Source organism: Enterobacter soli, assembly GCF_964208575.1.
GTDB classification, from domain to species: domain Bacteria; phylum Pseudomonadota; class Gammaproteobacteria; order Enterobacterales; family Enterobacteriaceae; genus Enterobacter; species Enterobacter soli_A.
Window position 1 is genome coordinate 75,035 of record NZ_CAXOFU010000012.1, and the last position, 24,552, is coordinate 99,586.

Sequence of the window (24,552 nt, forward strand, 5' to 3'; positions counted from 1 at the left end):
GCGGCGTGAGAAACCTCGACCTACAGGAGCAGCTGCAGCAGATTGCTGGCGTTGAGCTTCTTCAGCGCGTTGCATTTATGGGTCGAAACCTGTTTTTCAGACATCTGCGTCGCAATAGCAATGTGGCGTACCGGCAGCCCGGCAAGCATAAGATCGAGCACGTTGAATTCCGGATCGCTAAGACAGCAGTCCAGGCTTCGAATGCGGCGCGGCTCTTTTACCAGCAGATAGGCCGCATCCGCGACGGCGATCCGGTCATCGAGGATATACAGGGTGAGCGCCCCGAAACGCTTGCGTAAATGGGTCGCCAGCGCCCACCCCTTTTCGTTGCACACCAGATAAAGGCTCCCTTTCCAGCGGGCGGCCTCCAGCCGGAGTAAAATGTTGATCAGCGCCTGATGCGTAGCCGCCACGGAAAAGCGGCAGCGGACGACAATCACCCGGCGGGTCAGCAGCGTTGGCTGCCATTGCACGGTGTCGCTTTGCACCTCCAGCTGAACGCCCCGACGCAGCAGCGCATAGCGCAGCCCTTCGGCGTAAAATCGATTATTGTCGAGAATGGCGTAACTCACGGTAACCTCGTTATAACGTGCTGGGCGTATAGATAACGCGCAGCGTGCCGGTATAGTCCCCCGCGTTTTTGCTGCTGGCGGCAAACGCAGGGGTTTTCAGGATAATGGGCGCAGGAATGCACAGCACGCTCTCGCGTCCGCCGGGCAGCACAACCTGACGCAGATACTGTGGATCGTTGGTGCCTTGCCAGACCAGGGTTTTGCCGTTCGCGACGGTCTCGGTTGCGCCCGTGACGGGATGGGTGACGAGCACCTGGTAATCAAGACGATCCCGCGCGTCGGTCTGGCTTCCGCCGCGCCGGCGGATAGAAAACGCGCCCTCGGCACGTTCCGCGGACGGGAGCCCGTCATCCTCAAAGCGCAGATAGGCGCGGGTGCTGGTACTGTTTTTGCCGTCGTACAGGCACATATCCAGCGTGTTTTCGCCCTGGATCTCGCTGCCGCCTGGTCGCCCCGGGAAGTTGGTCAGGTTGAGGTTCACGATCGGCGTCGAGTGCGGGAAAGCCGGCAGATAAATCTGCTGGTTGCCCGGGTCGACCACCTCAATGCGAATATTTGCCTGCCAGCTGGCGATGGAGAGATAGCCCGGACAGCCAACATTCACGTCGTTGAAGTTCCCGCCGCAGTCGGCGCTTCCCCACTGACGCAGGTTTTGCTTTAGCGTGGCGGTCCAGATCCCCGGCAGGGCGAGCTTGTCCAGTTCGCTTTTCACGATGTAGTAATCGAAGTAGGGCTCCCGGTTCCAGGCTGCGGTATCGACCGTTCCCCCGGTCACGAAGCTGGCAAAGGTAAACACTTTGTTGTTGATAAACATGTAGTGATCGCCATACACCTTGATATCCACCGTCCTGGCGGTGAGGGCGTGGGTAAAACGTAAGGTGATGGCATAGGGCGAGGCCGGGTTCGCCGAGAACCAGACCGGTGCGGTCATGCAGGCCCCGTTAGCGGTGTCCGTGCGGGACAGGCAGGTCAGGGTGTTGCGCCCCCACTTTTGCGGATCGGCGGGGTCATAGCCGCTCGGTTCATGAAACCAGATATCGAAACGCGCGGGCGGTGCCGTGCGATCGAAGCTGATCCCTGCGCTGGTGTTTCGCCCCGCGGGGGCACCCGCCAGCGTCTGGCCAGCCCACAGGCTTAGGAGCAGTAAAATAAAGAGGCACGTTTTCACATCATTTCCCTTTCGTGAGGTTGTCGGCGTTCATGGCGGTCGGCCCCGTCGGAACCGTTCGTCCGGCGAGCATCAGCTGCGCCTGCTGCTGCACGGCATCCGGCAGGGCGGAGAAGGTGAGCTCCCGGCAGGGGATCGCCCCGACGTAACGCACAACGTCGCGCATGCTTTTCACGTTCAGCGCGCACTGATAAAACTGCTGCTGACGCACCAGGTAGAGGTTATGCAGCAGGGCGTCGCTTTGGGCGCTAAACCCGCCGTTGCCCAGATCGCTCCAGCCGTTCACGTTCAGCGGCACGCCGCCAATGAACGGCGAATGACTCTCGTCGGTTAACTGGCCGAGCCAGGTGTAGCTTGCGGTGGTTTGCACGTCCCGGCGCAGCAGCTTGCCCGGCACCATAAACAGCGTTCTGCTGCCTGAACCCTGCGTGATTTCGCTGCTGGCCCCGCGCGAAACGTCCAGCGATTCGTTGATCGTCAAGGTTGTCTGCTGGTAGCCCGGCACGGCGAAGAGGGCGCGGCTGTTCCCCGGAATGTTTGCGCTGCCGCCGTTATCCAGCGACACCGCGACGCCCGAATCCTGGGTATCTTCCGGCGTGGCAACCTTAACCGCGACGGCTGAAGCAGGACGCCCGTCGCTCCAGCGGCCCAGCCACAGGCCGGATCGCGACAGCGCAAGGGTCGAGCTGTAGTTGCCGCTGCTGCTCAGGGTATGGCGACCTTCGTTACGATCCCAGGCATCGCTGACGGTCAGGCTGCCGTTGCCATACCGTCCGCCCTGGCGCGTATAGGCCGAGGTGTTCAGCGAATCGCTGTTAATGCCCGACGCGCTCAGACCATACTCATTTTCACCCCGCGCATCGGCGTACCAGTTGTGCGCCACGCTGTAGCTCATCTGGTTCTTTTCGCGCTGCTGGTGCTGCCAGGTTGCGCCCATGGAGGTGTAGCTCGACGCATCGCCCCGACGGTTATGCGCCATGGACAGGCTCACGCTCAGGTAGCCGCCTTTATCCCTGCCAGCGCGGGAGTCATCGTCACGCATAAACAGGTTAATGCTGCTGTTAATGTTCAGGCCGCGGGTGCTAAACGCGTTGCTCAGCCCACCCTGCCACGCCCGGGTGCGGGAGCGGGTGACATAGACCGATTCCCACGGCAGGCCCGCATCGTGGCGATCGTCGCTGTCCGGGAGCGCCCGGCGTGAAACGTATCGTCCTTCGTTGCGGTTATCCGAATAGCCGAGGCTCGCATACCAGGCGCCGACGGGGACGGAGAACATCACCGAGAGGGTGCGGTAGCAGCCGTTAACGGCGTCAAACCCCGCGCTTCGGGTATTGCAGTTTTCCGCTGAAAGCGCGTTGCGATAGACGCTCAGCGAAAAGCCGTCGTTGTAGCTGATTTGCTGAATATTGCCGCGCTGGCCTTCGCTGCCGTAGAGGTAGCTAAAGCGGGTGCTCAGCACGCCGTCGATCGGCCCCGCGTTGAATCCCCGGCTCCAGTCGAGGGCATTTTCCACGAAGCGCTGGTTTTTCTTTATCGTTGCGCCGCTGGTGAGCGCCAGCGTTGGAGTGACGGGCAGGCGCACGCCCGCATGCGCAACCGCGCTGCGCGCTTCGTTTTGATCGCTGTTGTCGGTTTCACCCGCCTGCAGGAACCACTCGACGCGGTCGAAGGGCGTAATGCCGGTACGGGTAAACGGCACCTGCTCGGTGCGCGTCAGGCGGTTATTCTCATAGACGGAGAGCGTCACGGTGTAGCTCCCGTCCGGGAAGGATCGGGTGTCCAGGGTTTGCGCCCCGGCATTGAGGTAAAAGCTGGCCAGCAGCTGATTGCCCCGGCGGGCGTCGATACGCGCGTCGTGGGAAAGCAGCACGGTGATAGGCGTGCCCTTCGACTGCTGAACCGGATTCATCCACGCCCTTGTCGAACCGGTGCGCAGGCCGCGAATTTTGCCCAGCGGCAGCTGGCTGAGGTTGATATTCCCCCCGGCGTTGCTGAACAGGTCGCGGGTGTCCATCTCGCCGAGCTGGACATAGTACTGGCGCAGGATATCCTGGCGGAACCAGGCGTTGTTGACGGTGACCTCCTGCTGCTGCTGGTGCCTTGAGCGCTGTCCCAGCCAGGTCCAGTCGAGGTTCAAATAGCCGTCCTGGGTCAGCGCCAGCGCGCCGTTGCCCTGCACGGTGGCGGACTGGTAGTCCCTGTCGGCCACGAAATTGATATTCTGCTGATGGATGAGGGCATTTTCGGTGTCCTGCGTGGGCTGATACCACTGCTTTTCCGCATTGGGTTTAGGCAGAAATTTCTTGTCCAAAAACAGGCTAATGCGGGCGTTATTCTCGTCATAAATAATGGCCGCGCGGTCGGTATCAATGTAGTCGCATCCCGCGGCGGAGCCGTTGCTGCTGCAGGCCAGGTTGCCGTTACGGGCAAGCGGAACGGCCAGCGCGGCAGACACGGTGGCCACCAGCGCAGGATCGTCATTAAACCGGCGTTTGATGGCCGCTATCACGGTTTCAGGTGCGACAAAGCTTACCGTTTCAAGGGTAATATCCGTTTCAAAAAGGCCCAGCGACTCGCCGTAGAGGTTTACCTCTGTCCAGAGGCGCTGCGTTTTCGCCAGATCTTCAAAGCCCGGTGGGACGGCCATCCCGGCGCAGGCGAGTTGGATGGATGCGGGTAGCAAAGCAACAAAGAGGAGAGTATTTCTGTGAAACGCCATGAACGAGCCTCGACATCATCCTGACGTGAGAGGGTGGGCACCCTCTCACGTTATTCCTTAGGTGCTGTGGTGTTACGCACCGCCTTCCGTGGTAGTAGCCTGCGTCAGCATCAGGCTAACAACGCCGCTGTACTGACCGGTTTTCAGAATGCCTTTGGTGGTCTGAGAAATGGTCAGAGGCAGTACCGCTGAACCGTTTTCAACGCTCCCCGGGAACAGTTCGGTGCCGGTGAATTCAACATCGGCGGTGGACAGGGTTTTGTCGCCCAGCATTACCGTCATTGGCACGGACTCAGCGCCGTCGGCGTTCGCCAGCTTAGCCGCGCTAACCAGACGGACCTTCACGTTGCTGGTGGCGGAGTTAGACCATACCTTGGTGTTCAGGCGGTAGCTTTCCAGACCGCGACCAGGCAGGTACTGCATGTCGATGCTTGCTGGCAGCGGGGTGTTATCCGCCTGAGTCATATCCAGCTGTGAATCCACGCTGGCGTTAACGGTGATGTCTTTTTGAATCGCCAGCGCGCTCAGGGACGTGGTCATCGCGGCAACAATCAGCAGGGGTTTAAAATACTTACGCATTGATATCTCCATATTTACAAATGAGCACCTTGGCTCTTTAAACAAACCCAATGGGTTTTTACAGTGACGTCGTGTTATTGCACGACGGGTAAATCAGCTTCTTCAGGGGTTTTATTCACCCAGTTGAAGTAGCGGAATCTATATTTCTGGCCTTGTATATTTGTAAGCGTTTTTAATTTCCGGACGGTGTCCGGATAAATCGTCGCGTCTTCTTTAATCCATTTACACGACGCGTCTGCATTACAAATTCCAATCTCCCTGAGCGGTACCCGCAGCGTGCCGCTGTTTTTTAGCGTCCCCTTGAGGGGGTCTATCGACAGTGACACCACGCTTTTTTCCGGGGCGAGGTGGATCAGGGCGCCCCAAATAACGTTGACGCCCAGCGTCGCCGTTGCTGCCGGGGTTTCCGACTTGCCGGGAATAATGCTGTCAGGCTGCTTCACTCCCTCAAAATAGACGCGCCAGGTGGTCTCTTTTTCCGGAGGCGTAAGCGATACCAGACGAACCACGCGCATTGCGCCTGCCGCAAGGGCAAATTTTTCGGGGGTGACGACAACGCCACCTTCTTTCCACGAGGCCACATCAATCTCTTTTTCCTGAGCCGTGCCGGGATTAAGAATTTTCTTTTGCCTCACCCGAATGAACTGAATATCATCCGTTTTTGAAGCCACCTTAATTTGCGCCGCACCGGAGCTATCTACATTCAGCTCCATGGGGTACACGCTCATATTGGCCATTGTCATTTCTGAGAAAAATGGCAATGACAGCGCGGCGACATAAAAGGCGGTTTTCATGTTCACGCTATTTTTCTGTTTCACAATGTGTCTGCCTGCTCTGAATTTATCGGCGGTGCGTTAACACCAGCATGCCGTCTGCTTTCGTATCGCTTCAGGGCAGGGAAACTTTAACCAGAACAGCGGTTTGTGAAAATTTGTATTAATTAACTCGTAAAATACAGTTTTTTATCCTGTCTTTCTGGCTTTAAGGTTGTATAGTTAAGCGAAAATACCGCGACCAGGGATGGGGAGAAAATTCCTTCTGATTAAAAAAGAAGCAAGTCAGAAGGCGGTTTTCATGTCGATGTACCAGGGATTAAAAAAGCATGCGGTAACAGCCGAGAATAAAAGATGTTTTTTATATGCAATAATTCGTTGTTATTCGATCCTGAAGCACATGCAATAAGTCTTGTTGGACAACCAGAATCTGTATTAACGCTTTCGGCACCGGCCGTTCGGCTTTTGCAGGAATTTATTAAACACAAAGGACGCGACCTGAGTCGGGAGGAATTGATCACTCGCGTGTGGGAAGAATTTGGCTTTACGCCGTCGGGAAATAACCTTAATAAAGCGGTCAGCGAATTACGTAAAAACTTCCAGGCGCTGGGAGAAGGGCACGAATTTATCGTGACCGTGCCCCGGTTTGGATTCCGCTTTGAAGCCGACGTTATTTTCCAGCCCACCGAGAGCGCTCCTCCTGCCGTTCCGGAGGCGGCGCCTGAGCCAGCGGTTGAACAGCCGGCAGGATATAAACGTTTATCCAGAAAATGGTGGCTGGTTTTAGCGATATTAACCCTGTCGGCAATGATGGTTGGCCTGTATTTCAGCCGACGGCTTGAAATAACCGTACCGGCGACGCTAAAACCCGTGCAGGAAAAAATAGCCGGCTGCCGCTTCTGGCTGGTTAACGATCATGGCCGACCGCTGGTGCTATCGAAAATGGCCGAGCTGCTAAAGCAAAATAACGTGGCCTGCGATCGCGAGCAGTACAACATTTATTATTTCAGCGCCCATTTTTCGCTAGCCGCTGCCGATGAGGTGTTTATAGGTGCCTGTCCGGTAAGTGAAACCAGCCTGTGTAAAACGATTCGCTACAAAAGCGGGGCGGAAGAATGAAAATCAAACTTCTGTTCGGAGTGGGTGGTGCGCTCGTCGGCGGCGCGGTTGTTCTCTTTGTCTGTACGGGCGGAGTCTTTAAGCGCGATGCGCTGGCCTGCAGCACGGAGTTCAATTTTACGCGCAATGAAGGAAAGCCGAATGAAGTGAAGGTCAATGCCGTTGCCCAGTTCTATTTTCATCGCAACGGGACCGGGCTGACCACCTATAAAGGTGCGGCAAAGTATGAAGGCCGGAACCTGATCGTTGACAGGGATATCGATTTTACGTGGGCGCGACGGGACGATGATAAGGTCATTGTGTTGAGCTACACCAAAACCTGGCGTCGGCACAACGACAATACCCCTGATGCTCAGTGGGGCAGCTTTGCCTATCCCACCGCGCGTTACTATTTGACGATCGCTGAACTTTCGCCTTCCGTATGGCTGATTCAGGACCGGCATTATCCCACCTATATTTGCCGGGGTGAGTAGGGCATAAAAAAAGGAGAATGCCGGGGGCATTCTCCTTTTTATTTCAACGGGTCTGTTTAGTCGCGGCTGGCGAAGCCCAGGATGCTCAGCAGGCTCACGAAGATGTTGTACAGCGACACATACAGGCTCACGGTGGCGCGGATGTAGTTCGTTTCGCCGCCGCGAATGATGTTGCTGGTCTCAAACAGGATTGCGCCAGACGAGATCAGGATAAACACCGCGCTGATTGCCAGGTGCAGGGCAGGCAGCTGCAGGAAGATGTTCGCCACCATACCCACCAGCACAACCACGATACCCGCCATCAGCATACCGCCGAGGAAGGACATGTCCTTGCGCGTGGTCAGCACGTAGGCCGAGCAGCAGAAGAACACCAGCGCCGTACCGCCCAGCGCCATGCCGATAAGGTCACCCATACCCGCAGACAGATAGGCGTTCAGGATTGGCCCCAGGATGTAGCCCAGGAAGCCCGTAAAGGCGAAGGCGGACAGAATCCCTACCGGCTTATCGGCGGTTTTGTAGGTCAGGAACATCAGACCGTACATGCCCACCAGCGTCAGGATCAGCCCCGGGGAAGGCAGCATCAGCACGGTGCTGGCGGTTGCGGTGATCGCAGAAAACGCCAGCGTCAGGCTGAGCATGAAATAGGTGTTGCGCAGCACTTTGTGGGTGCTGAGTAGCGATGTGCGGTCGCGTGAAGAACTAATAATACGATCCATGAGTCACTCTCTTATGACAGATGTAATTAGCGGCAAGAATAGGAAAAGGTGCGGCAGTTACAAAGTGGTTTTACCCATCTTTACTCATCATCTTAGCGCTGAAGGCGGTTGTTTCTTCTGTAGAAATCAATTTCATCAGAATGAACCACGCTTTGACGCGTTTGTTCAGATCAACCTCTTATAGGTTACTGAAAAATATTGCGTTATTACAACCGGAGCGCTAAGAGTTATCACGGATCGTCCTAAAACAAACAACAAGGCGAAGGAAATGAAACCACAAGCACGCAACATCTTTACACTTTCTTTGTTAACCGCCGGCATTCTGTGCGCGAGCACGGCAGCCTGGGCGGCGAACGTGCCGGCAGGGACAGTGCTGGCAGAAAAACAGGAGCTGGTCAGGAATAATGGCAACGAACCGGCCTCGCTCGACCCGCACAAAGTCGAAAGCGACGTCGAATTCAATATTATCAGTGATTTATTCGAAGGGCTGGTCAGCGTTTCTCCGACCGGCGAAATCGAACCGCGCCTCGCCCAGAAGTGGGAAAACAAAGACAACACCGTCTGGACGTTCCACCTGCGTCCGGGCATCACCTGGAGCGACGGCACCGCCATCACCGCGCAGGACGTGGTGTGGAGCTGGCAGCGTCTGGTGGATCCGAAAACCGCCTCACCGTACGCCAGCTACCCGGACAACATGCATATGGTGAACGCCCACGAGATCGCCGAGGGCAAAAAAGCGCCGGATACGCTGGGGGTTAAGGCCATTGACGATGCCACTCTGGAAGTGACGCTCACCCAGCCGAATGCCGCGTTCCTCGCGATGCTCGCCCACCCGTCCCTGATCCCGATTGATAAAGTGCTGGTCAACCGGTTCGGCGAAAAGTGGACCAAGCCGGAGCACATCGTGACCAGCGGGGCGTACAAGCTGACGCAGTGGGTCGTCAATGAACGCCTCGTGGCGGAGCGTAATCCGCTCTACTGGGACAATGCCCATACGGTGATCAATAAAGTGACCTATCTGCCGATCGTGTCGGAAGCGTCAGACGTGAACCGCTACAAGGCGGGCGAGATCGATATCGTCTACACCGTGCCGATTAACCAGTTTGCCCAGCTCAAGAAAACGATGGGCAGCGAGCTGGACGTCTCTCCGCAGCTGGCGACCTATTACTATCAGTTCAACACCGCGCGCCCGCCGTTTAACGACGTTCGCGTGCGCAAGGCGCTGAATCTGGCGCTCGATAAAGACATCATTGCCAATAAGGTACTGGGGCAGGGGCAGCGCCCGGCGTGGCTCATCAGCCAGCCGGATATCGGCGGCGTCACGCTGAAAGCGCCGGACTACGCCAGCTGGCCGATGGACAAACGCATTGCCGAGGCCAAAAAGCTGCTGGAAGAGGCCGGGTACAACGCCAGCCATCCGCTGAGCTTCAACCTGCTCTATAACACCTCGGAATCGCACCAGCGCATCGCGATTGCCGCCAGCTCCATGTGGAAGAAAAACCTCGGCGTGGACGCGAAGCTGCAAAACCAGGAGTGGAAAACCATGCTCGACGCGATGCACACCCACAGCTTTGACGCGGTGCGCTACGCGTGGATTGCCGATTACGACGACGCCACCACCTTCCTGAACAACTTCCGAACCGGCGACAGCCAAAACACCACCCAGTACACCAACCCGGACTTCGACAAGGCGCTGGTTGAGGCGGCAAAAGCGAAAACCACGCAGGAGCGCGGCGCGTATTACCAGCAGGCGGAAGATCTGCTGGGGCGCGATGTCCCGGCGATCCCGCTCTATCACTACGTCCGCACGCACCTGGTGAAGCCGTGGGTCGGGGGCTTCACGCCGGATAAGCTGGGGTATTACTACACCAAAGATATGTACATCAAAAAACACTGAGCCGCCTGACCAGGATTTTGCGCTGGCAAAATAGCCAATTCGCTGTTGTTTCAACCGATTAAACGCGTTTTGGCTGTTTTTCAGGCAAATGAACAGGTCGCCTCTTTACAGGGGGCAAGGGGATGTTTATAGTGCGCCTCACTTAGGAAGCGTGGCCGAGCGGTTGAAGGCACCGGTCTTGAAAACCGGCGACCCGAAAGGGTTCTAGAGTTCGAATCTCTACGCTTCCGCCAAATTCGAAAACCCTGCGATAGCAATATCGCAGGGTTTTTTGCTTTTATGCAGCCTGAAACGCCGCAGATGAAATTTAGAAAAATTCCTGCTTTACAAGGCGCTAATAGATGTTTATAGTGCGCCTCACTTTGGAAGCGTGGCCGAGCGGTTGAAGGCACCGGTCTTGAAAACCGGCGACCCGAAAGGGTTCTAGAGTTCGAATCTCTACGCTTCCGCCAAATTCGAAAACCCTGTGATAGCAATATCACAGGGTTTTTTGCTTTTCCGGCGCGGCTAAATCACTCCAGCCCCAGCGTGTACTGCGCGATTTTGAAATAGATAATCAGCCCTGTGCCGTCGATAAGCGTCGCGATAAAGGGCGCGGAAACCACCGCCGGATCGATGCCGCAGCGCTTAAGCACCATCGGGATCACGGACGACACAATCGCGCTCCACAGCGTAATGCAGATTAACGTCAGGCTGACGATAAGCGTGATCTCAAGCCCGATCCCCATCATCCAGGCGCGGAGACAGCCCGCCAGCCCCAGCGTGACGGCAATCATCAGCGAGGTGCTCATCTCTTTGCGCAGCACGCGTCCGACGTCGCGCAGATGCACTTCCCCCAGCGCCATCGCGCGCACCAGGGTCGAGGTGATCTGCGTGCCGCTGTTGCCGCCCGTGCCAATCAGCAGGGGAATGAAGAACGCCAGGGCGATGGCGGACTCCAGCGCCTCTTCGAAATGCTGGATCACCGAGCTGGTGTAGGCTTCTGCGACGAACAGCAGCAGCAGCCAGACGGAGCGCTTTTTCCAAAGGCTGAACGCGCTGGTTTCCAGATACGGTTTTTCCAGCGGCAGCGTGGCGCCCTGAAGCTGGGCATCTTCCGTCACGTCATCTTCCAGCAGGTGCGCAATTTCGCGCTCGGTCAGGCAGCCGACCACCTTGCCGTGAGTAACCACGGGCACCACGTCCGCGCTGCCGTGGGCCAGCTGCACGGCGACGTCCGCGCGTTCATCTTCCGGCTTAACCTGTAAAAACTGCGACACCATCAGCGCCTTCACCGGCTGGAGCGTATCCGTGGCTTGTAATAATTTACGCACCGCAATCAGGCCCGCCAGGCGGCCATTATCCTCAATGAAAATATGCGACGGAATATCATCGTCTTTTAATTTCTGGAAAAACTGCTCGCGCGCCAGCGCCACGCATAATGAAATATCGAGGACGATAAAATCGGTATTCATATATTGCGCGATAGCGCTGTCGTTGAATGCCGGATTATTGTTGTGAATGGAGTAAGACATAGTAAATTCCCTTTGAATAATAAAATCTCTCAGGGGCGAGCAAGACAGGGCATGTCGAAGAGGAGATCCCCACGTCCTGGGTTCAGCACTGTACACCGTATCCTCAATGAGGAAGTTATACTGACAAAGCCTTGATTCGACAGTGCCTGTTTTACCCTGTGCCGGTTCTCTCGAACCCACCAGAGCGATAACGTGTATTTGTACAGGAGCCTCGCCATAACGAGATCGTTGTAAACCAGCGGAATAATACGCCTGTTTTATTTCTGCGTGATGAAATTTAAATAATGTTTAGGAAGTGTTTAGAGGATAATTATTTGAGGGCGCGTTGAGCTTTTATTTAGCCTTATTCACTTTTAATACAGGATTAAATGGCAATAAGGAGAGCGACGTGGCGTGGTTTGATACTCTGATGAATCACTTTGCGCAGTATCCGACACATCTCTTTGCGCTTCTTTTCGTGCTGGCGCTGAGTAAATCAACGGTGCTGATCTCCTCCGTGCTGCCGCCCGCCTCGGTAATGCTGATGACCGGGATTACCCTCAGCCAGGCGAGCCTGCATCCGGCGCTGGCGTGGCTGGCGGTGGTGCTGGGCGCGACCCTCGGCTCGCTGCTGAACTATCATATCGGCCAGCTGATGGGCCATACCCGGCTGGTGACGCGCATAACCTCGAAGTACGCCGATAAATTCTTGCGGGTGCAGCATCAGCTGCAGAAAAACGGCGTGCTGGTGCTGTTCACCGCGCGCTTTCTGGCGGTGCTGCGCTACATTGTGCCGCTGGCGGCCGGGCTGCTGCGGATCAACCCGGCGAAGGTTTACGCGGTGAGCCTGGCCTCAGCCGCCGCGTGGGCGGCGCTGTATGTCGGCATTGTCATCGGCATCAGCGCCTTTTGAACTACAAACTTCCCATACCGCCGTCAACCAGCAGCTCGGTTCCCACCGTGTAGCTCGACTCGTCGGAGGCCAGATAGACCGCGGCTTTCGCCAGCTCCGTCGTCGTGCCCATTCTGCCCAGCGGCACCAGCCTGATAACCTCTTCCACCATCGCGTTCAGCGAGTCTTCGCTTAAGCCGGTTTTGGTGAAGGCCGGGGTTTGCACCGGTCCGGGGCTCAGGCCGTTAACGCGAATGCCGCGCGGCAGCAGCTCGCCGGACAGCGTGCGCGCCAGCGACAGCAGGGCGGCCTTGCTTGCGGCATACGCGCTGCTGGTGGGCAGGCCGATGCGGGCGCTCACGGAGCCGCAGAGGATCACCGAGGACGGATTATTCAGCAGCGGGAGCAGCGCCTGCACGAGGAAGAACGGCCCCTTCAGGTTGATGCCCATCAGGCGATCCCAGGCATCTTCCTGCCAGGCTTCCAGGGGCGCGTGCGTGACGTCGCCGGCGTTGAGAAATACCGCGTCCAGGCGGGGCCAGCGGGTAGCGATGGTCTGCGCCAGGGCTTTTTGCGCGGCGATGTCTCCCGCATCGGTCGGAATGACCCAGGCGTTGTCGCCCAGAAGACGCTGCGCCTCGGCGAGGGTGTCCAGGTTGCGTCCGGTGACGGCGACGTGCGCCCCTTCGGCGATAAACGCCTGCGCGGTAGCCAGGCCAATGCCGCTGGTGCCGCCGGTAATCAGCGTATATTTATCTGTTAAACGACCCATGTTCTTCTCCTGAAATGTCTCTGGAGAAAGCACTATAGAAACGTTAGTATCGAAAGGAAACCAGGTACCAAATGGATACTAATGCGGCAAGAGGTGTGCTATGGCGGAAATACTCAATGTGCCCTGCGAAAAAAATTCTGAGCTTTACGTCTGCCCGATGACGCAGTTCGTAAACCTGATTTCCGGCAAGTGGGCGATCCCGATCCTTTATCGCCTTATTGTGATCAATTCGCCCGTGCGCTTTGGCGATCTGCTGCGGGCGGCGGCACCCATCACGCAAAAAGAGCTGACGAAGCAGCTTCGCCTGTTTGAGCAGCGCGGGCTGGTGACGCGCACCGTGTTTCCGGAGATCCCGCCGCGCGTGGAGTACCAAATCACCGCGCTGGGCTTAACCCTGCAAGGCGCGCTCTCTCCGCTGGCCGCCTGGATGAGTGAGTACGGCGACCAGCTGGAGCGTTAAGCTAGCGTTTGACGTAGCGCGGCGCCGGAATGCCGGTGCGCGCGCTGTTGAACAGCGCAAGGCGTGCCGTTTCGTAGGTCTCCCACAGGCCTTCGTCGTGCATCGGTGGGATAGTAATCAGCTCGCCCCGATCCAGTCCCGCCAGCGACGCATCCACCATATCGTCGGTGGTCATCACCGACCCTTCCGGCAGGTCGTTCACCGTCACGCCCGAATGGCTCCAGATCTCCGTGGCGGTGGCGGCTGGCAGCACCGCCTGAATACGCACGCCGCTGTCGGCAAACTCCTCCTGCAACCCGCGGGTAAAGCTCAGCACCCACGCCTTGGTGGCGCTGTACAGCGCGCTGCCTGCCCGCACGTGCAGGGCCAGCACCGAGGCAATGTTGATCAGCGTGCCGCGATTATTCTGCGCCAGGCGCGGGAGGATAGCGTAGGTCAACCGCATCAGCGCCGTGGTGTTCAGCGTGTTGATGGCCTGATGCTGCGCCACATCCCCCGCAAGGAAAGGGGCCATCTGGGCGGTGCCCGCGTTGTTGATCAGCGTATCGATCGCGGTATTGCTGCGCAGCGCCTCTTCGACGGCGCGGATCCCGGCATCATCCGTGAGATCGGCCACCAGAATCTCTACCGCCACGCCGTAACGCTCGCGAAGGGCGGCGGCCAGCGCCTGTAGCCGTTCTTCACGTCGGGCGACCAGCACCAGGTTGAGGCCACGACGGGCAAGACGATCGGCATAAACGGCGCCAATGCCGGAAGAGGCACCTGTGATCAGGGCGGTAGAGCGTTGCGTAGTCATTGTGTGTTACCTCGAAGCGATAGTGGGTTATTTGGTTTCAATATGAAACTGAATTAACTCTCGGCTATTTGGTTTTATAATGCAACCACTCTGGCGACAATTTTTTACTTTTGCCCAGGCGGGCGATCAGGAGGGGAGTTTAGGGACGATCTCGTCGGGGGTCAGCTCGCGGCCGTCGTCGGCGATCAACGCCAGCTTGCGCAGGGGCTTACGCTGTGCGGAATCCACCAGCGTGGTGCCGAATTCGTTCTCCGCAAACAAAAATTCATTGCCCCACTGCGACAGGGCCACCAGTACCGTTTGCAGCGCGCGCCCTTTGTCGGTCAGGACATACTCCTGCCAGGCGCTGCCGTCGGAGGCGGGCTGCAGGGTGAGAATGCCTTCATCCACCAGCAGCTTGAGGCGGGTGGTGAGCATGTTTTTGGCAATACCGAGGCTTTTCTGGAACTCGCCAAAGCGCCGGATCCCCCGCAGCGCGTCGCGAACAATCAGCAATGACCACCAGTCGCCGATAATATCCAGCGAACGGGCGACGGGGCAGGTGCTTTCTTCAAGGCGGGTGCGTTTCACGGTGAATTCTCCGGTGGGCGATGGTTTTATTATAAAACTATTCTCCCCATCGGGTAAGCCTGTTATTCATCAGTTTGAGAAATGCTTCCGGGAAAATTGTTATCAATCTGTCACACTTAACGAACTATTAAAACCGAGTGAGGATTTAGGGATGAGAAAAGCACTACTCGCTGTTGCTGTAGCAGGCACCCTTTCAATGACCTTTGGCGCGCAGGCGCAGGACGCACCGGACGGATACCAGCTAGAGCAAGTTTTGATCATGAGCCGCCACAACCTGCGCGCGCCGCTTGCCAATAACGGCAGCGTGCTGGAGCAGTCCACGCCGAAGCAATGGCCGGAATGGGAGGTGCCGGGCGGGCAGCTCACCACCAAGGGCGGCGTGCTTGAGGTGTACATGGGGCACTACATGCGCGAGTGGTTGGCCCAGCAGGGGATGGTGACCACCGGGGAGTGTCCGCCGGCCAACGCGGTATACGCCTATGCCAACAGCCTGCAGCGCACCGTGGCCACCGCGCAGTTCTTTATCACCGGGGCGTTCCCGGGGTGCGATGTTCCGGTCCATCATCAGGAAAAAATGGGCACTATGGACCCGACGTTTAACCCGGTCATCACCGACAACAGCCCTGAATTCCGCGATAAAGCCCTGAGCGCGATGACCGCCGAGCGGCAGAAAATGCAGCTCGACGAGAGCTACAGGCTGCTGGAGCAGATGACGAATTACGCCGGGTCGCCGTCCTGCAAGGAGAAAAAGGTCTGCTCCCTGACCGACGCGAAAGACACCTTTAGCGCCGATTACGAGAAAGAGCCGGGCGTGTCGGGCCCGCTGAAGGTGGGGAACTCGCTGGTGGATGCCTTTACCCTGCAATATTACGAAGGCTTCCCGACCGATCAGGTTGCCTGGGGTGAGATCAAAACCGATCAGCAGTGGCGGGTGCTGTCGAAGCTGAAAAACGGCTATCAGGATTCGCTGTTTACCTCGGGGGAAGTGGCGCGCAACGTGGCGAAGCCGCTGGTGAAGTACATCGACAACGCGCTGGTGACGGATCAGGCGAAAGCGTCGAAAATCACCCTGCTGGTGGGGCACGACTCCAACATCGCCTCGCTGCTGACGGCGCTCGATTTCAAGCCTTACCAGCTGCACGACCAGTACGAACGCACCCCGATTGGCGGCAAAATTGTCTTCCAGCGCTGGCATGACAAAACCGGCAATCGCGAGCTGATGAAAATCGAGTATGTCTACCAGAGTACCGAACAGCTGCGCAATGCGGACGTGCTGACGCTGAAAAACCCCGCGCAGCGCGTGACGCTTGAGCTCAACGGATGCCCGATTGATGCGAATGGTTTTTGCCCGGTGGATAAATTTAATACGGTGCTGAACAACGCGGCGAAATAGAAAATACCCCCCGCGCGAGCGGGGGGAAACGGTCAGACGTTTTTACGTTCGATGGTTTGCTCACCCCAGAAGAGGGAGTCTTTGTCGGTTTTCTCGAAGGCGCGTACCAGTACCTCGTCACTGCCTTCTTCCCAAATTTGCTCTGCCAGCTTCTCGTCATACTTCGCGACTTCAAAAATGGCTTCGGCGATCTCCGGGGAGGTATTGCGTAAGCTTGCCCATTCACCTACGTGATGAGCTTTAGATTCCTGAGTTGGCATGGTTGTCCTCCTGTTGGGTTAGCCGTTCAGTTTTTTGGCAAGACCCGCGACATATTCACCCTGATAGCGGGCGATAGAGAGTTCTTCATTGCTTGGCTGGCGTGAACCATCGCCTCCGGCAATGGTGGTGGCGCCGTATGGTGTACCACCGCGAACCTGAGACACGTCAAACAATTCCTGTGCGCCATAACCGATTGGCACAATCACCATCCCATGATGCGCAAGGGTTGTCCAGGTCGAGGTGATGGTTTGTTCCTGACCACCGCCGGTGCCGGTTGAGCTGAACACGCTGGCGAGCTTGCCGTACAGCGCGCCGGATGCCCACAGTCCCCCGGTCTGGTCGAGGAAGGTACGCATCTGGCCGGACATATTGCCGAAGCGGGTTGGGGTGCCGAAGATAATGGCGTCGTAGTCGGCCAGCTCCTGCGGGGTGGCGACCGGGGCGTTTTGGGTTTTGCCGCCGGCTTTTGCGAACGCTTCGGCCTGCATGGTTTCCGGTACGCGTTTCACCACAACCTCAACGCCATCCACCCGGTTTGCACCTTCTGCAACTGCGTGAGCCATGGTTTCAATGTGTCCATACATGGAATAATAGAGCACCAGAACTTTTGCCATTTTGCATCACTCCTCGTTTGTGTTTTCTGACAGCGGATCGCTGCGTTCATTTAAAGATAAGACCTGATAGCCAGACTGCAACTTTTACCGCCACTTCTTTGATTTATAACAATTTATTAACCAGCCTGCGCTGTAGCAAAATGAAACATATTTACGACAGTTATATTTTGGAATGATAAGAAAGACTTATGGATAAGCGGCAGGGACGCGATTAAGAATCGCCTGAATCATGTTGCAGGATATTACTTCTGGCTTGCCTGGTGGGCGCATTTTACTAAGCTTAGTTTCACGCGACGCAGATAAAGGCGCTGGCCTTTTGTCGCCAGGTGAAAGAATCCTCTTTTACTGAATGCAGTATGATGTCTAATGTTTCACACTCTGGAGGTTAGAGATGGCAAACCATCGTGGTGGTTCGGGTAATTTCGCTGAAGACCGTGAAAGAGCATCAGAAGCAGGTCGTAAAGGTGGCCAGCACAGCGGGGGTAACTTCAAAAATGACCCTCAGCGTGCATCTGAAGCTGGCAAAAAAGGGGGTAAAAACAGCCACGGCAGCAGTAGCAAGTAGTACGCCGGGTTGATACCCAGCCGCCGGGTCTCCCGGCGGTTTTTTTATGTTCGCAACATTGAACTGTAACCAAAGGCAACGCACACTAGAGCATTGTTCCCTGCTGCTGGTGCCCCATGTCGTCTTCTCGCTTCACATTCTCCGTTAAACCTCAGGAAGCCATCCTCATTCTGATCACCATGTTCTGGGGTGGAACCTTCCTCGCCGTCCAGTATGCGGTGACGCTGAGCGATCCGTTCTTCTTTGTCGGGTTGCGCTTTGCAACGGCGGCGGTTGCCGTGGCGCTGATTTCGCTGAAAACGCTGCGGGGGCTGACGCTGAAGGAGCTAAAGGCGGGGGTGGCGATCGGCGTTGCCATCGCGATGGGCTACAGCCTGCAAACTTGGGGGCTGCAAACGATCCCCAGCAGCAAGTCTGCCTTCATCACGGCAATGTATGTTCCGCTGGTGCCGCTGCTGCAGTGGCTGTGCCTGGGCCGAATGCCGGGGCTGATGTCCTGCATCGGCATCGTGCTGGCGTTCATCGGCCTGATTCTCCTCGCCGGGCCGGAAAACAACCTGCTGGCGCTGGGGCCGGGGGAAATCATCACCCTGGTGGGGGCGATTGCCATTGCCGCGGAGATTATTTTGATTAGCGCCTGGGCGGGCAAAGTGGACGTTAAGCGCGTCACCGTTGTGCAGCTGGCTACCGCCTCGCTGGTGGCGTTTGCGACCATGGTTCCGGCGGGCGAGTCCGTTCCGCCGATGTCCACCGGGCTGATTGTGGTGGCGCTGGGGCTGGGTATTTTTAGCGCCATTATTCAGGTCACCATGAACTGGGCGCAGCGCAGCGTGTCGCCAACCCGCGCCACGGTTATCTACACCGGCGAGCCGGTCTGGGCGGGGATTTTTGGCCGACTGGCCGGGGAACGTTTGCCGCTGCTGGCGCTGGTGGGCGCGGCGTTTATCATCGCCGGGGTGCTGGTGAGCGAGCTCAAGCTCAGAAGGAAGAAAAAAGCGCTGCCGCAAGACGACAGCGCCGTGGTCGATCACGGATCCTGACGGACAACCTCGCCCTGCGGTTCAGCGGCCATCCGGCGGCTCAGCAGGGCGTTAAGTAAAATCGCCCCAAACGTCGCCGTTCCAATCCCGCCGAGGGTGAACCCGCCGAGGGTCAACGCAAAATCCCCCGCGCCCAGCACCAGCGTCACCGCCACCATGATCAGGTTTCCGTTCTGGCTCAGATCGACATGGTGCTGCACCCAGATACGCGCCCCCGCAACGGCAATCAAGCCAAACACCACAATCGATGCGCCGCCGATAACCGGCGCCGGAATGGTGTGGATCAGCGCGCCAAACTTCGGCGAGAAGCCTAGCAGGATCGCCATCACCGCCGCCGCGACGAAGACCAGCGTCGAATAGACTTTGGTCACCGCCATGACGCCGATGTTCTCCGCGTAGGTGGTGACGCCGCTGCCGCCCACGGAGCCGGAGAGCATGGTCGCCAGCCCGTCGCCAACGAACGCCCGCCCCATATACGGATCCATATTGCGTCCGGTCATGCCTGCAACCGCCTTCAGGTGCCCGAGGTTTTCCGCCACCAGGATCACCGCCACCGGCGCGATAAGCATGATCGCCTGCCCGCTAAAGGTCGGGGAGGTGAGCTGCGGCAGGCCAAACCAGGCGGCCTGATGAACGAGGGTAAAATCCACCGGCTTGCCGAGCCCCATCACGTTGGCCAGCACGGCGTAAATCAGGCACGCGGCGATAAGCCCAACCAGGATCAGCAGGCGCTGGATCATCCCGCGGGTAAACACCGCCACCAGGCCGATGCACAGCACGGTGACCACCGCCATCCAGCTTTCAAACGGCGAGCCGGATACGCTCCTGACCGCAATCGGCGCCAGGTTCAGGCCAATCGCCATCACTACCGCCCCCGTTACCACGGGCGGCATCAGGCGTTCAATCCAGCGCGTTCCGGCCTTCATCACCACGAAGCCGGTCAGGGTGTAGACCAGCCCGCAGGCAACGATCCCCCCGAGGGCCACGCTCAGGTTCGGGTTGATCCCCTGTCCGGTAAACCCGGTGGCGGCAATCACCACGCCGACAAACGCCGCGCTGGAGCCGAGATAGCTCGGCACGCGCCCGCCGGTAACGAAAAAGAACAGCAGGGTGCCGATACCCGACATCAGAATGGATAAGTTGGGATCCAGCCCCATCAGCATGGGCATCAGCACCGTTGCGCCAAACATCGCAACCGCGTGCTGAACCCCCATTACCAGGGTTTGTACAGCCGGGAGTCTCTCATCCGGCGCGACCACGCCGCGTTCTGTAGAGGTCGATTTCAACTGCCAGTGGGGAAATCCGAACAAAGCCATGAGCGGTCTCCTTAAGGAGGGTTAACAGGCCGGGCGTATAAGTGCGTGATAGCCGCGGTCAAACCACACCAGCCCCTGCGGCGCGGGGTGGCGAACGATCGAAACGATGTCGCAAAACAGGATGTCGTGCGTGCCCACGCTCACCACCTGGCTGATGCGGCAGTCGAAGGAGGCCAGCGCCGCCTCCAGACGTGGGCACCCGGTATCGCCGGTCTGCCAGCGCGCGGCGGCGAAGCGCTCCGCCATCGGCGTTTTGCCGCCGAACAGGTTTGAGAGCGGCTCCTGCCCGGCGCTCAGCGTGTTAACGCACAGGGTGCGGTTCTCGCTGAACGTCGGCCAGACCGAGGCGCCGCGGTTGAGGCACACCAGCAGCGTGGGCGGGGAATCGGTAACGCTGCACACCGCGCTGGCGGTGAAGCCCGCCTGCCCGGCGGGGCCGTCGGTGGTGATGATATTGACCGCCGCGCCCACGCAGGCCATGGCGTCGCGAAAGGTTTGTTTATCCGGTGCGTTCATGGTTGCTCCTCAGGCCAGGCCGCAGGCGTCGTCAAAGGCCAGGCGCGGCAGGCGCCCGTAGAGTTTGCCGGTATCGCCATAGCCGATGTTGATCAGCAGATTGCTCTTTAGCGTGGTTCCGGTGAAAAAGGCGTCATCGACCTTTTGCCTGTCGAAGCCGGACATCGGCCCGGTATCGATCCCCAGGGCGCGGCAGGCGAAAATCAGATACGCCGCCTGCATTGCGCTATTGCGAAACGCGGTTTCCTCGGCGAGCGCCGGGCTGGAGGTAAACCAGCTTCGGGCATCGCCGTGCGGGAACAGTTCGGGCAGGCGCTCATAAAACTCGCCGTCCCAGGCGACGATGGCGGTCACCGGGGCGGTGAGGGTTTTCTCCAGATTGCCGCTGGAGAGCGCCGGGCGCAGCCTCTCTTTGCCCTCCGCGCTGCGGACAAACACGATGCGCGCGGGGGAACAGTTGGCGGAGGTCGGCCCCCATTTCATCAGGTCGTAGATCTTATGCAGGGTTTCATCGCTGACCGGAATATCGCGCCAGCCGTTATGGGTTCGCGCCTGTGTGAACAGCGTTTCCAGCGCGGTGGGGTTAATGGCTTCACTCATGACGGCTCCTTACAGCGCGTGTTCTGGGCTGTGCAGCAGGCTGGCAAGCCCGTTCAGCAGCAGGGTGTTAAAGGTGTCGGGTTCGGTCACGTTGCAGGCGTGTCCGCCGTGTCGCATCACCGCCTTGCAGCTGCCGGGGATGGCGGCCTGCAGTTCAGACGAACAGACGGCGGGCACCAGCAGGTCGTCCGCTGAGCAGATAATCTGTACCGGGCAGCGAACGCGGTCGGCATGGCGGCGAAAATCGGCCTGTTTAAGGGCGTTTAAGCGGCGAAGCAGGTTGGGTTTGCCCTGAAAATGCGCCAGTGCCAGCGACTCTTCGGCCTCCATGCGCGGGGCGCGGGCGGCCATCCAGTCGGCCGGGTAGAGAAACAGCGGCTGTGCCTCTACCCACGCCTGAGCGCCCCCGGCGTGAAGCAGGCGCTCGCGGATCTGGAAGCAGCGCCGGGTGTGGTGATTAAGGGTCAGCCAGCCGTTGACGCACACCAGCGCGGTCACCGCGTCGGGCGCATCCAGCGCCAGCTGTAGCCCAACCAGCGCCCCGAGCGCGTGGCCCACCACGCAGTAACGCGTAATGCCCGCCTCGGTCAGCGCCTGCGCAAGCTCCTCAGCCATCTGCGCCAGGCTGTACTCCTCCGGCAGCGCATCGGGGTTATTCCCCGTGCCCCGCTGGTCGTAGCACACCACCTGATACTCCTGCTCCAGCGTGGCGAGCTGCGGCAGCCAGTAGCTGCCGCTTCCGCCGAGCCCGGCGATGAGCACCACGGTGGGCGCGCCCGCAAAGGGGGGCGGTGATACGGATATTTTCACGGCAGCCTCACTTAGCGATGTGCGCAACGGTGGCGATTTCAACCAGCGCGTCGGGCTTCACCAGCCCGCACTGAATGCAAAACCGCGCCGGCTTATCGCCGGGGAAAAATTCCGCGTAGATCTCGTTAATCGCGGCGTAGTTTTTCCAGTCGGTGATAAAGATGCTGTTGAAGGTCACATCCTCCATCGTGCCGCCCGCCGTTTCGATAACGCTCCGGATGGTGTCGAGAACGTGGCGGGTTTGCGCCTTTGGGTCATTCGGGTAGACCACGTTGTTGTCCTTATCGAAAGGCAGCGTGCCGGACACGTACACCACGCCGTCGGCAAGCGTACCGGGGACGAACGGGGCAATCGGGGTGCTGGTGCCCGGGGGAATAATCACGGATTTAGGCATGGCGGCTCTCCTCAGGCGATACGGGCTAACGGGGGATTCAGCGCCGCGCAGAAGTCGCTCACGTTACTGACCCAGCCGAAAAAGGTTTCGATATTAAACAGCGCGGCCTTCTGGGCGAACTCCGGCCCGGCCTGGTGGGTTGCGTCTTCCAGCACCACGCCGAAATACTCCAGGAAGAAGCCGTCGCGCAGGGTCGATTCCACGCAGACGTTGGTGGCAATTCCGGTGAAGACCAGGTGGCGAATGCCCCGACTGCGCAGCAGGCTGTCGAGCGGGGTATTGAAAAAGCCGCTGTAGCGCGGTTTGGGCAGCACGATATCGCCCGCCTCCGGCACCAGTTCGTCCACCAGCTGATAGTCCCAGCCGCCTTTCGCCAGCAGCTTGCCCTGCAGCTCGGGCTGCTTGCGCATGGTTTTCAGCGCGTTGGACTTATGGAAGTTGGGCGAGCCGGGGCCGCCCGCCTCAACGTACTGGTCATCCCAGCCGTTCTGAAACCAGACGATCAGCATCCCCGCCGCGCGGGCGGCGGCAACGGCGGTTTTGATGTTCTCGATCACCGGTTTGGTGGCTGAGACATCAAAGCCCGCCAGATCCAGATAGCCGCCCTGGCTGGCGTAGGCATTTTGCATATCCACCACAATCAGCGCGCTGCGCTGGGCGTCAAAGGTGATGGCTTCCGGGCGTGCGGTGAGCGTGGTCATTACGCGACCTCCTGAGTTATTGCGGGTATGTGGGAGCGGCACTGCATCAGCGGCTGAATGCGCTCGCCGAAGGTCTCAACGCCCATAAGGAAGTCGTCAAAGGTCAGCAGGACGCCTTCGGCACCGGGCACGGCGGCGACTTCATCGAGCATTCTGGCCACGCTGGCGTAGGAGCCCACCAGCGTACCCATGTTGATATTGACCGCCGAGGTGGGGTCGGCCATCTGGCGCACGTTGGTGTCCGCGCCGGAGCGGGTGTCCTTCTGGCTCTGCTCGGTGAGCCAGCTCAGGGCTTCGTGGTCGGCTCCCGCTTTATAGCTCTCCCATTTGGCGCGGGCGGCCTCGTCGGTTTCGTCGGCAATCACCATGAACAGCACGTAGGAGCCAACGTCGCGCCCGGTTTTATCGGCGGCCTCTTTCATGCGCGCGGCGGTAGGGGCGAAGGCGGCGGGCGTGTTAACCCCTTTGCCAAAGCAGAAGTTGAAGTCGGCGTATTTCGCTGAGAATTCCATTCCGGCGTCGCTTTGCCCGGCGCAGATCACCTTCATCGGCGCCGACGGCTGCGGGCTGACGCGGCAGTCGTTCATGGTGAAGTAGTCGCCTTTGAAATCGCTTTTGCCCGTGCCCCACAGGTCGCGCAGCACCTGCACGTATTCGGTCAGGTAGTCGTAACGGCGCGAGAAATATTCATCGCCCGGCCACAGGCCCATCTGCTCGTATTCCGGCTTCTGCCACCCGGTCACCAGGTTTACGCCAAAGCGGCCGCCGGAGATGGAGTCGATGGTCGAGGCCATCCGCGCCACAATCGCCGGGGGCAGGGTGAGCGTGGCGGCGGTAGCGTAGATCTGGATGCGGGACGTCACCGCTGCCAGACCCGCCATCAGGGTGAAGGACTCCAGGTTGTGATCCCAGAACTCGGTTTTCCCGCCAAAGCCGCGCAGCTTGATCATCGAGAGCGCAAAGTCGAAGTGATAGTGTTCCGCTTTTTGCACGATGGCCTTGTTCAGCTCAAAGGTCGGCATGTATTGCGGAGCCGCGGTGGAGATAAGCCAGCCGTTGTTGCCGATAGGAACGAATACGCCAATTTTCATCACGAGCCTCTCTTTGTTACGTCGCAGGTGAGAAAGGTTTTGCAAAGCGAGTGCCAGTTTTGAAAACGCCATTGTTATTAATGTGTTAAGTAATGGTTGTGAAAATTCGCCCGATTAAAGTGGACTGAATGGTCAAAAACATTGCACACAAAGCAGGCAGCGCTGCCCGATGGCAGTGCAGGTGGCATCGGCGTCGCGCAGAAAAGGGCTGGGGCGGTGCCTGCGACCCCGGGCGGGAAGGGATCGCAGGAC

At 58.5% G+C, this 24,552-nt stretch carries 27 protein-coding genes, 2 tRNA genes and 1 riboswitch; of the genes, 10 read left to right on the plus strand and 19 right to left on the minus strand.

What is annotated here, in order from left to right; genetic code table 11:
* Positions 1-20 precede the first annotated feature (20 nt).
* From AB6V08_RS13875 to AB6V08_RS13895, 5 genes are all read right to left on the minus strand, one after another.
* Positions 21-572: a helix-turn-helix transcriptional regulator gene (locus AB6V08_RS13875; RefSeq protein ID WP_368543437.1), complete on the minus strand. Its 552-nt coding sequence runs from the start codon at positions 570-572 to the stop codon at positions 21-23.
* A gap of 10 nt (positions 573-582) precedes the next feature.
* Positions 583-1,740, minus strand: coding sequence for a CfaE/CblD family pilus tip adhesin (locus tag AB6V08_RS13880; protein ID WP_368543438.1), 1,158 nt, complete (start codon positions 1,738-1,740; stop codon positions 583-585).
* Between the two features lies 1 nt (position 1,741).
* Complete coding sequence (locus AB6V08_RS13885) at positions 1,742-4,459, minus strand: TcfC E-set like domain-containing protein (RefSeq protein WP_368543439.1); 2,718 nt, start codon at positions 4,457-4,459, stop codon at positions 1,742-1,744.
* Between the two features lie 72 nt (positions 4,460-4,531).
* Positions 4,532-5,038, minus strand: coding sequence for a CS1 type fimbrial major subunit (locus tag AB6V08_RS13890; RefSeq protein ID WP_368543440.1), 507 nt, complete (start codon positions 5,036-5,038; stop codon positions 4,532-4,534).
* A 74-nt stretch (positions 5,039-5,112) separates the two neighbouring features.
* On the minus strand, positions 5,113-5,856 hold the full coding sequence (locus AB6V08_RS13895; protein WP_368543441.1) for a fimbrial protein: 744 nt from the start codon (positions 5,854-5,856) through the stop codon (positions 5,113-5,115).
* 309 nt (positions 5,857-6,165) lie between these two features.
* Between AB6V08_RS13895 and AB6V08_RS13900 the strand changes: the two genes are divergently transcribed.
* Positions 6,166-6,930: a transcriptional regulator gene (locus AB6V08_RS13900; protein ID WP_368543442.1), complete on the plus strand. Its 765-nt coding sequence runs from the start codon at positions 6,166-6,168 to the stop codon at positions 6,928-6,930.
* A complete protein-coding gene (locus AB6V08_RS13905; RefSeq protein WP_368543443.1) occupies positions 6,927-7,403 on the plus strand; it encodes a hypothetical protein in 477 nt (158 codons plus the stop codon). Before AB6V08_RS13900 ends, AB6V08_RS13905 begins: the two co-directional genes overlap by 4 nt.
* Before the next feature lie 56 nt (positions 7,404-7,459).
* Here the strand turns inward: AB6V08_RS13905 and yccA are convergent, their stop codons facing one another.
* Complete coding sequence (yccA, locus tag AB6V08_RS13910) at positions 7,460-8,119, minus strand: FtsH protease modulator YccA (RefSeq protein WP_234673923.1); 660 nt, start codon at positions 8,117-8,119, stop codon at positions 7,460-7,462.
* A gap of 268 nt (positions 8,120-8,387) precedes the next feature.
* On the opposite strand from yccA, the gene AB6V08_RS13915 reads away from it, so the two are divergent.
* The 3 genes from AB6V08_RS13915 (at position 8,388) to AB6V08_RS13925 (ending at position 10,468) form a co-directional block, all read left to right on the plus strand.
* Positions 8,388-10,016: an ABC transporter substrate-binding protein gene (locus AB6V08_RS13915; protein ID WP_368543444.1), complete on the plus strand. Its 1,629-nt coding sequence runs from the start codon at positions 8,388-8,390 to the stop codon at positions 10,014-10,016.
* A gap of 145 nt (positions 10,017-10,161) precedes the next feature.
* Positions 10,162-10,249 (plus strand) — tRNA-Ser (locus AB6V08_RS13920).
* Positions 10,250-10,380: 131 nt separating this feature from the next.
* A tRNA-Ser gene (locus AB6V08_RS13925) sits at positions 10,381-10,468 on the plus strand.
* Between the two features lie 60 nt (positions 10,469-10,528).
* On the opposite strand, the gene AB6V08_RS13930 is transcribed toward AB6V08_RS13925, so the two are convergent.
* Entirely contained in the window at positions 10,529-11,530 is a 1,002-nt protein-coding gene (locus tag AB6V08_RS13930) for a magnesium transporter (protein WP_368543445.1), read from the minus strand.
* 60 nt (positions 11,531-11,590) lie between these two features.
* A riboswitch (M-box (ykoK) riboswitch) is annotated at positions 11,591-11,761 on the minus strand.
* A 157-nt stretch (positions 11,762-11,918) separates the two neighbouring features.
* Here AB6V08_RS13930 and AB6V08_RS13935 point away from each other — a divergent pair.
* The gene (locus tag AB6V08_RS13935) at positions 11,919-12,422 is read left to right on the plus strand and encodes a DedA family protein (protein WP_368543446.1); all 504 of its coding nucleotides are present in this window, start codon (positions 11,919-11,921) and stop codon (positions 12,420-12,422) included.
* A 1-nt stretch (position 12,423) separates the two neighbouring features.
* On the opposite strand, the gene AB6V08_RS13940 is transcribed toward AB6V08_RS13935, so the two are convergent.
* Positions 12,424-13,173, minus strand: coding sequence for an SDR family oxidoreductase (locus AB6V08_RS13940; RefSeq protein WP_368543447.1), 750 nt, complete (start codon positions 13,171-13,173; stop codon positions 12,424-12,426).
* Between the two features lie 100 nt (positions 13,174-13,273).
* On the opposite strand from AB6V08_RS13940, the gene AB6V08_RS13945 reads away from it, so the two are divergent.
* Positions 13,274-13,633: a winged helix-turn-helix transcriptional regulator gene (locus tag AB6V08_RS13945; RefSeq protein ID WP_368543448.1), complete on the plus strand. Its 360-nt coding sequence runs from the start codon at positions 13,274-13,276 to the stop codon at positions 13,631-13,633.
* A 1-nt stretch (position 13,634) separates the two neighbouring features.
* Here AB6V08_RS13945 and AB6V08_RS13950 read toward each other — a convergent pair whose 3' ends face one another.
* Positions 13,635-14,429, minus strand: a complete 795-nt coding sequence (locus tag AB6V08_RS13950) for an SDR family NAD(P)-dependent oxidoreductase (RefSeq protein ID WP_368543449.1) — start codon at positions 14,427-14,429, stop codon at positions 13,635-13,637.
* Positions 14,430-14,555: 126 nt separating this feature from the next.
* Positions 14,556-14,999 carry a winged helix-turn-helix transcriptional regulator gene (locus AB6V08_RS13955; RefSeq protein WP_368543451.1) on the minus strand — a complete coding sequence of 148 codons (444 nt, stop codon included), beginning with the start codon at positions 14,997-14,999 and terminating at the stop codon, positions 14,556-14,558.
* 151 nt (positions 15,000-15,150) lie between these two features.
* Here AB6V08_RS13955 and agp point away from each other — a divergent pair, with 151 nt between their 5' ends.
* The gene (gene agp, locus AB6V08_RS13960) at positions 15,151-16,392 is read left to right on the plus strand and encodes a bifunctional glucose-1-phosphatase/inositol phosphatase (RefSeq protein ID WP_368543452.1); all 1,242 of its coding nucleotides are present in this window, start codon (positions 15,151-15,153) and stop codon (positions 16,390-16,392) included.
* A 32-nt stretch (positions 16,393-16,424) separates the two neighbouring features.
* On the opposite strand, the gene AB6V08_RS13965 is transcribed toward agp, so the two are convergent.
* Together AB6V08_RS13965 and wrbA are read right to left on the minus strand one after the other, a co-directional pair.
* Positions 16,425-16,652, minus strand: coding sequence for a YccJ family protein (locus AB6V08_RS13965; protein WP_047346821.1), 228 nt, complete (start codon positions 16,650-16,652; stop codon positions 16,425-16,427).
* An 18-nt stretch (positions 16,653-16,670) separates the two neighbouring features.
* Positions 16,671-17,267, minus strand: a complete 597-nt coding sequence (wrbA, locus tag AB6V08_RS13970; RefSeq protein WP_006809323.1) for an NAD(P)H:quinone oxidoreductase — start codon at positions 17,265-17,267, stop codon at positions 16,671-16,673.
* Between the two features lie 391 nt (positions 17,268-17,658).
* Between wrbA and AB6V08_RS13975 the strand changes: the two genes are divergently transcribed.
* Both AB6V08_RS13975 and AB6V08_RS13980 read left to right on the plus strand, forming a co-directional pair.
* Positions 17,659-17,832, plus strand: a complete 174-nt coding sequence (locus AB6V08_RS13975) for a general stress protein (RefSeq protein WP_024909630.1) — start codon at positions 17,659-17,661, stop codon at positions 17,830-17,832.
* Between the two features lie 116 nt (positions 17,833-17,948).
* Positions 17,949-18,872, plus strand: coding sequence for a DMT family transporter (locus AB6V08_RS13980; protein ID WP_368543453.1), 924 nt, complete (start codon positions 17,949-17,951; stop codon positions 18,870-18,872).
* Here AB6V08_RS13980 and rutG read toward each other — a convergent pair.
* The 7 genes from rutG to rutA are packed head-to-tail and all read right to left on the minus strand — an operon-like array spanning position 18,860 to position 24,300.
* Entirely contained in the window at positions 18,860-20,188 is a 1,329-nt protein-coding gene (gene rutG / locus AB6V08_RS13985) for a pyrimidine utilization transport protein G (RefSeq protein ID WP_368543454.1), read from the minus strand. The genes AB6V08_RS13980 and rutG overlap by 13 nt on opposite strands.
* Before the next feature lie 21 nt (positions 20,189-20,209).
* Positions 20,210-20,704, minus strand: a complete 495-nt coding sequence (rutF, locus tag AB6V08_RS13990; protein ID WP_368543455.1) for an NADH-dependent FMN reductase RutF — start codon at positions 20,702-20,704, stop codon at positions 20,210-20,212.
* Between the two features lie 9 nt (positions 20,705-20,713).
* On the minus strand, positions 20,714-21,304 hold the full coding sequence (locus AB6V08_RS13995) for a malonic semialdehyde reductase (RefSeq protein WP_368543456.1): 591 nt from the start codon (positions 21,302-21,304) through the stop codon (positions 20,714-20,716).
* A 9-nt stretch (positions 21,305-21,313) separates the two neighbouring features.
* Entirely contained in the window at positions 21,314-22,114 is an 801-nt protein-coding gene (gene rutD / locus AB6V08_RS14000; RefSeq protein WP_368543457.1) for a pyrimidine utilization protein D, read from the minus strand.
* 7 nt (positions 22,115-22,121) lie between these two features.
* On the minus strand, positions 22,122-22,508 hold the full coding sequence (gene rutC, locus AB6V08_RS14005) for a pyrimidine utilization protein C (RefSeq protein ID WP_368543458.1): 387 nt from the start codon (positions 22,506-22,508) through the stop codon (positions 22,122-22,124).
* Between the two features lie 11 nt (positions 22,509-22,519).
* A complete protein-coding gene (gene rutB, locus AB6V08_RS14010) occupies positions 22,520-23,209 on the minus strand; it encodes a pyrimidine utilization protein B (RefSeq protein ID WP_368543459.1) in 690 nt (229 codons plus the stop codon).
* The gene (gene rutA / locus AB6V08_RS14015; protein ID WP_368543460.1) at positions 23,209-24,300 is read right to left on the minus strand and encodes a pyrimidine utilization protein A; all 1,092 of its coding nucleotides are present in this window, start codon (positions 24,298-24,300) and stop codon (positions 23,209-23,211) included. Before rutA ends, rutB begins: the two co-directional genes overlap by 1 nt.
* Positions 24,301-24,552: the final 252 nt, after the last annotated feature.

Bases quoted from the DNA above. Each gene is read 5' to 3' on its own strand.
- AB6V08_RS13885 (WP_368543439.1), bottom strand. From the start codon at position 4,459: ATGGCGTTTCACAGAAATACTCTCCTCTTTGTTGCTTTGCTACCCGCA.
- AB6V08_RS13890 (WP_368543440.1), bottom strand. From the start codon at position 5,038: ATGCGTAAGTATTTTAAACCCCTGCTGATTGTTGCCGCGATGACCACG.
- AB6V08_RS13900 (WP_368543442.1), top strand. From the start codon at position 6,166: ATGTTTTTTATATGCAATAATTCGTTGTTATTCGATCCTGAAGCACAT.
- AB6V08_RS13905 (WP_368543443.1), top strand. From the start codon at position 6,927: ATGAAAATCAAACTTCTGTTCGGAGTGGGTGGTGCGCTCGTCGGCGGC.
- yccA (WP_234673923.1), bottom strand. From the start codon at position 8,119: ATGGATCGTATTATTAGTTCTTCACGCGACCGCACATCGCTACTCAGC.
- AB6V08_RS13915 (WP_368543444.1), top strand. From the start codon at position 8,388: ATGAAACCACAAGCACGCAACATCTTTACACTTTCTTTGTTAACCGCC.
- AB6V08_RS13930 (WP_368543445.1), bottom strand. From the start codon at position 11,530: ATGTCTTACTCCATTCACAACAATAATCCGGCATTCAACGACAGCGCT.
- AB6V08_RS13940 (WP_368543447.1), bottom strand. From the start codon at position 13,173: ATGGGTCGTTTAACAGATAAATATACGCTGATTACCGGCGGCACCAGC.
- AB6V08_RS13945 (WP_368543448.1), top strand. From the start codon at position 13,274: ATGGCGGAAATACTCAATGTGCCCTGCGAAAAAAATTCTGAGCTTTAC.
- AB6V08_RS13950 (WP_368543449.1), bottom strand. From the start codon at position 14,429: ATGACTACGCAACGCTCTACCGCCCTGATCACAGGTGCCTCTTCCGGC.
- agp (WP_368543452.1), top strand. From the start codon at position 15,151: ATGAGAAAAGCACTACTCGCTGTTGCTGTAGCAGGCACCCTTTCAATG.
- AB6V08_RS13965 (WP_047346821.1), bottom strand. From the start codon at position 16,652: ATGCCAACTCAGGAATCTAAAGCTCATCACGTAGGTGAATGGGCAAGC.
- wrbA (WP_006809323.1), bottom strand. From the start codon at position 17,267: ATGGCAAAAGTTCTGGTGCTCTATTATTCCATGTATGGACACATTGAA.
- AB6V08_RS13975 (WP_024909630.1), top strand. From the start codon at position 17,659: ATGGCAAACCATCGTGGTGGTTCGGGTAATTTCGCTGAAGACCGTGAA.
- AB6V08_RS13980 (WP_368543453.1), top strand. From the start codon at position 17,949: ATGTCGTCTTCTCGCTTCACATTCTCCGTTAAACCTCAGGAAGCCATC.
- rutG (WP_368543454.1), bottom strand. From the start codon at position 20,188: ATGGCTTTGTTCGGATTTCCCCACTGGCAGTTGAAATCGACCTCTACA.
- rutF (WP_368543455.1), bottom strand. From the start codon at position 20,704: ATGAACGCACCGGATAAACAAACCTTTCGCGACGCCATGGCCTGCGTG.
- AB6V08_RS13995 (WP_368543456.1), bottom strand. From the start codon at position 21,304: ATGAGTGAAGCCATTAACCCCACCGCGCTGGAAACGCTGTTCACACAG.
- rutC (WP_368543458.1), bottom strand. From the start codon at position 22,508: ATGCCTAAATCCGTGATTATTCCCCCGGGCACCAGCACCCCGATTGCC.
- rutB (WP_368543459.1), bottom strand. From the start codon at position 23,209: ATGACCACGCTCACCGCACGCCCGGAAGCCATCACCTTTGACGCCCAG.
- rutA (WP_368543460.1), bottom strand. From the start codon at position 24,300: ATGAAAATTGGCGTATTCGTTCCTATCGGCAACAACGGCTGGCTTATC.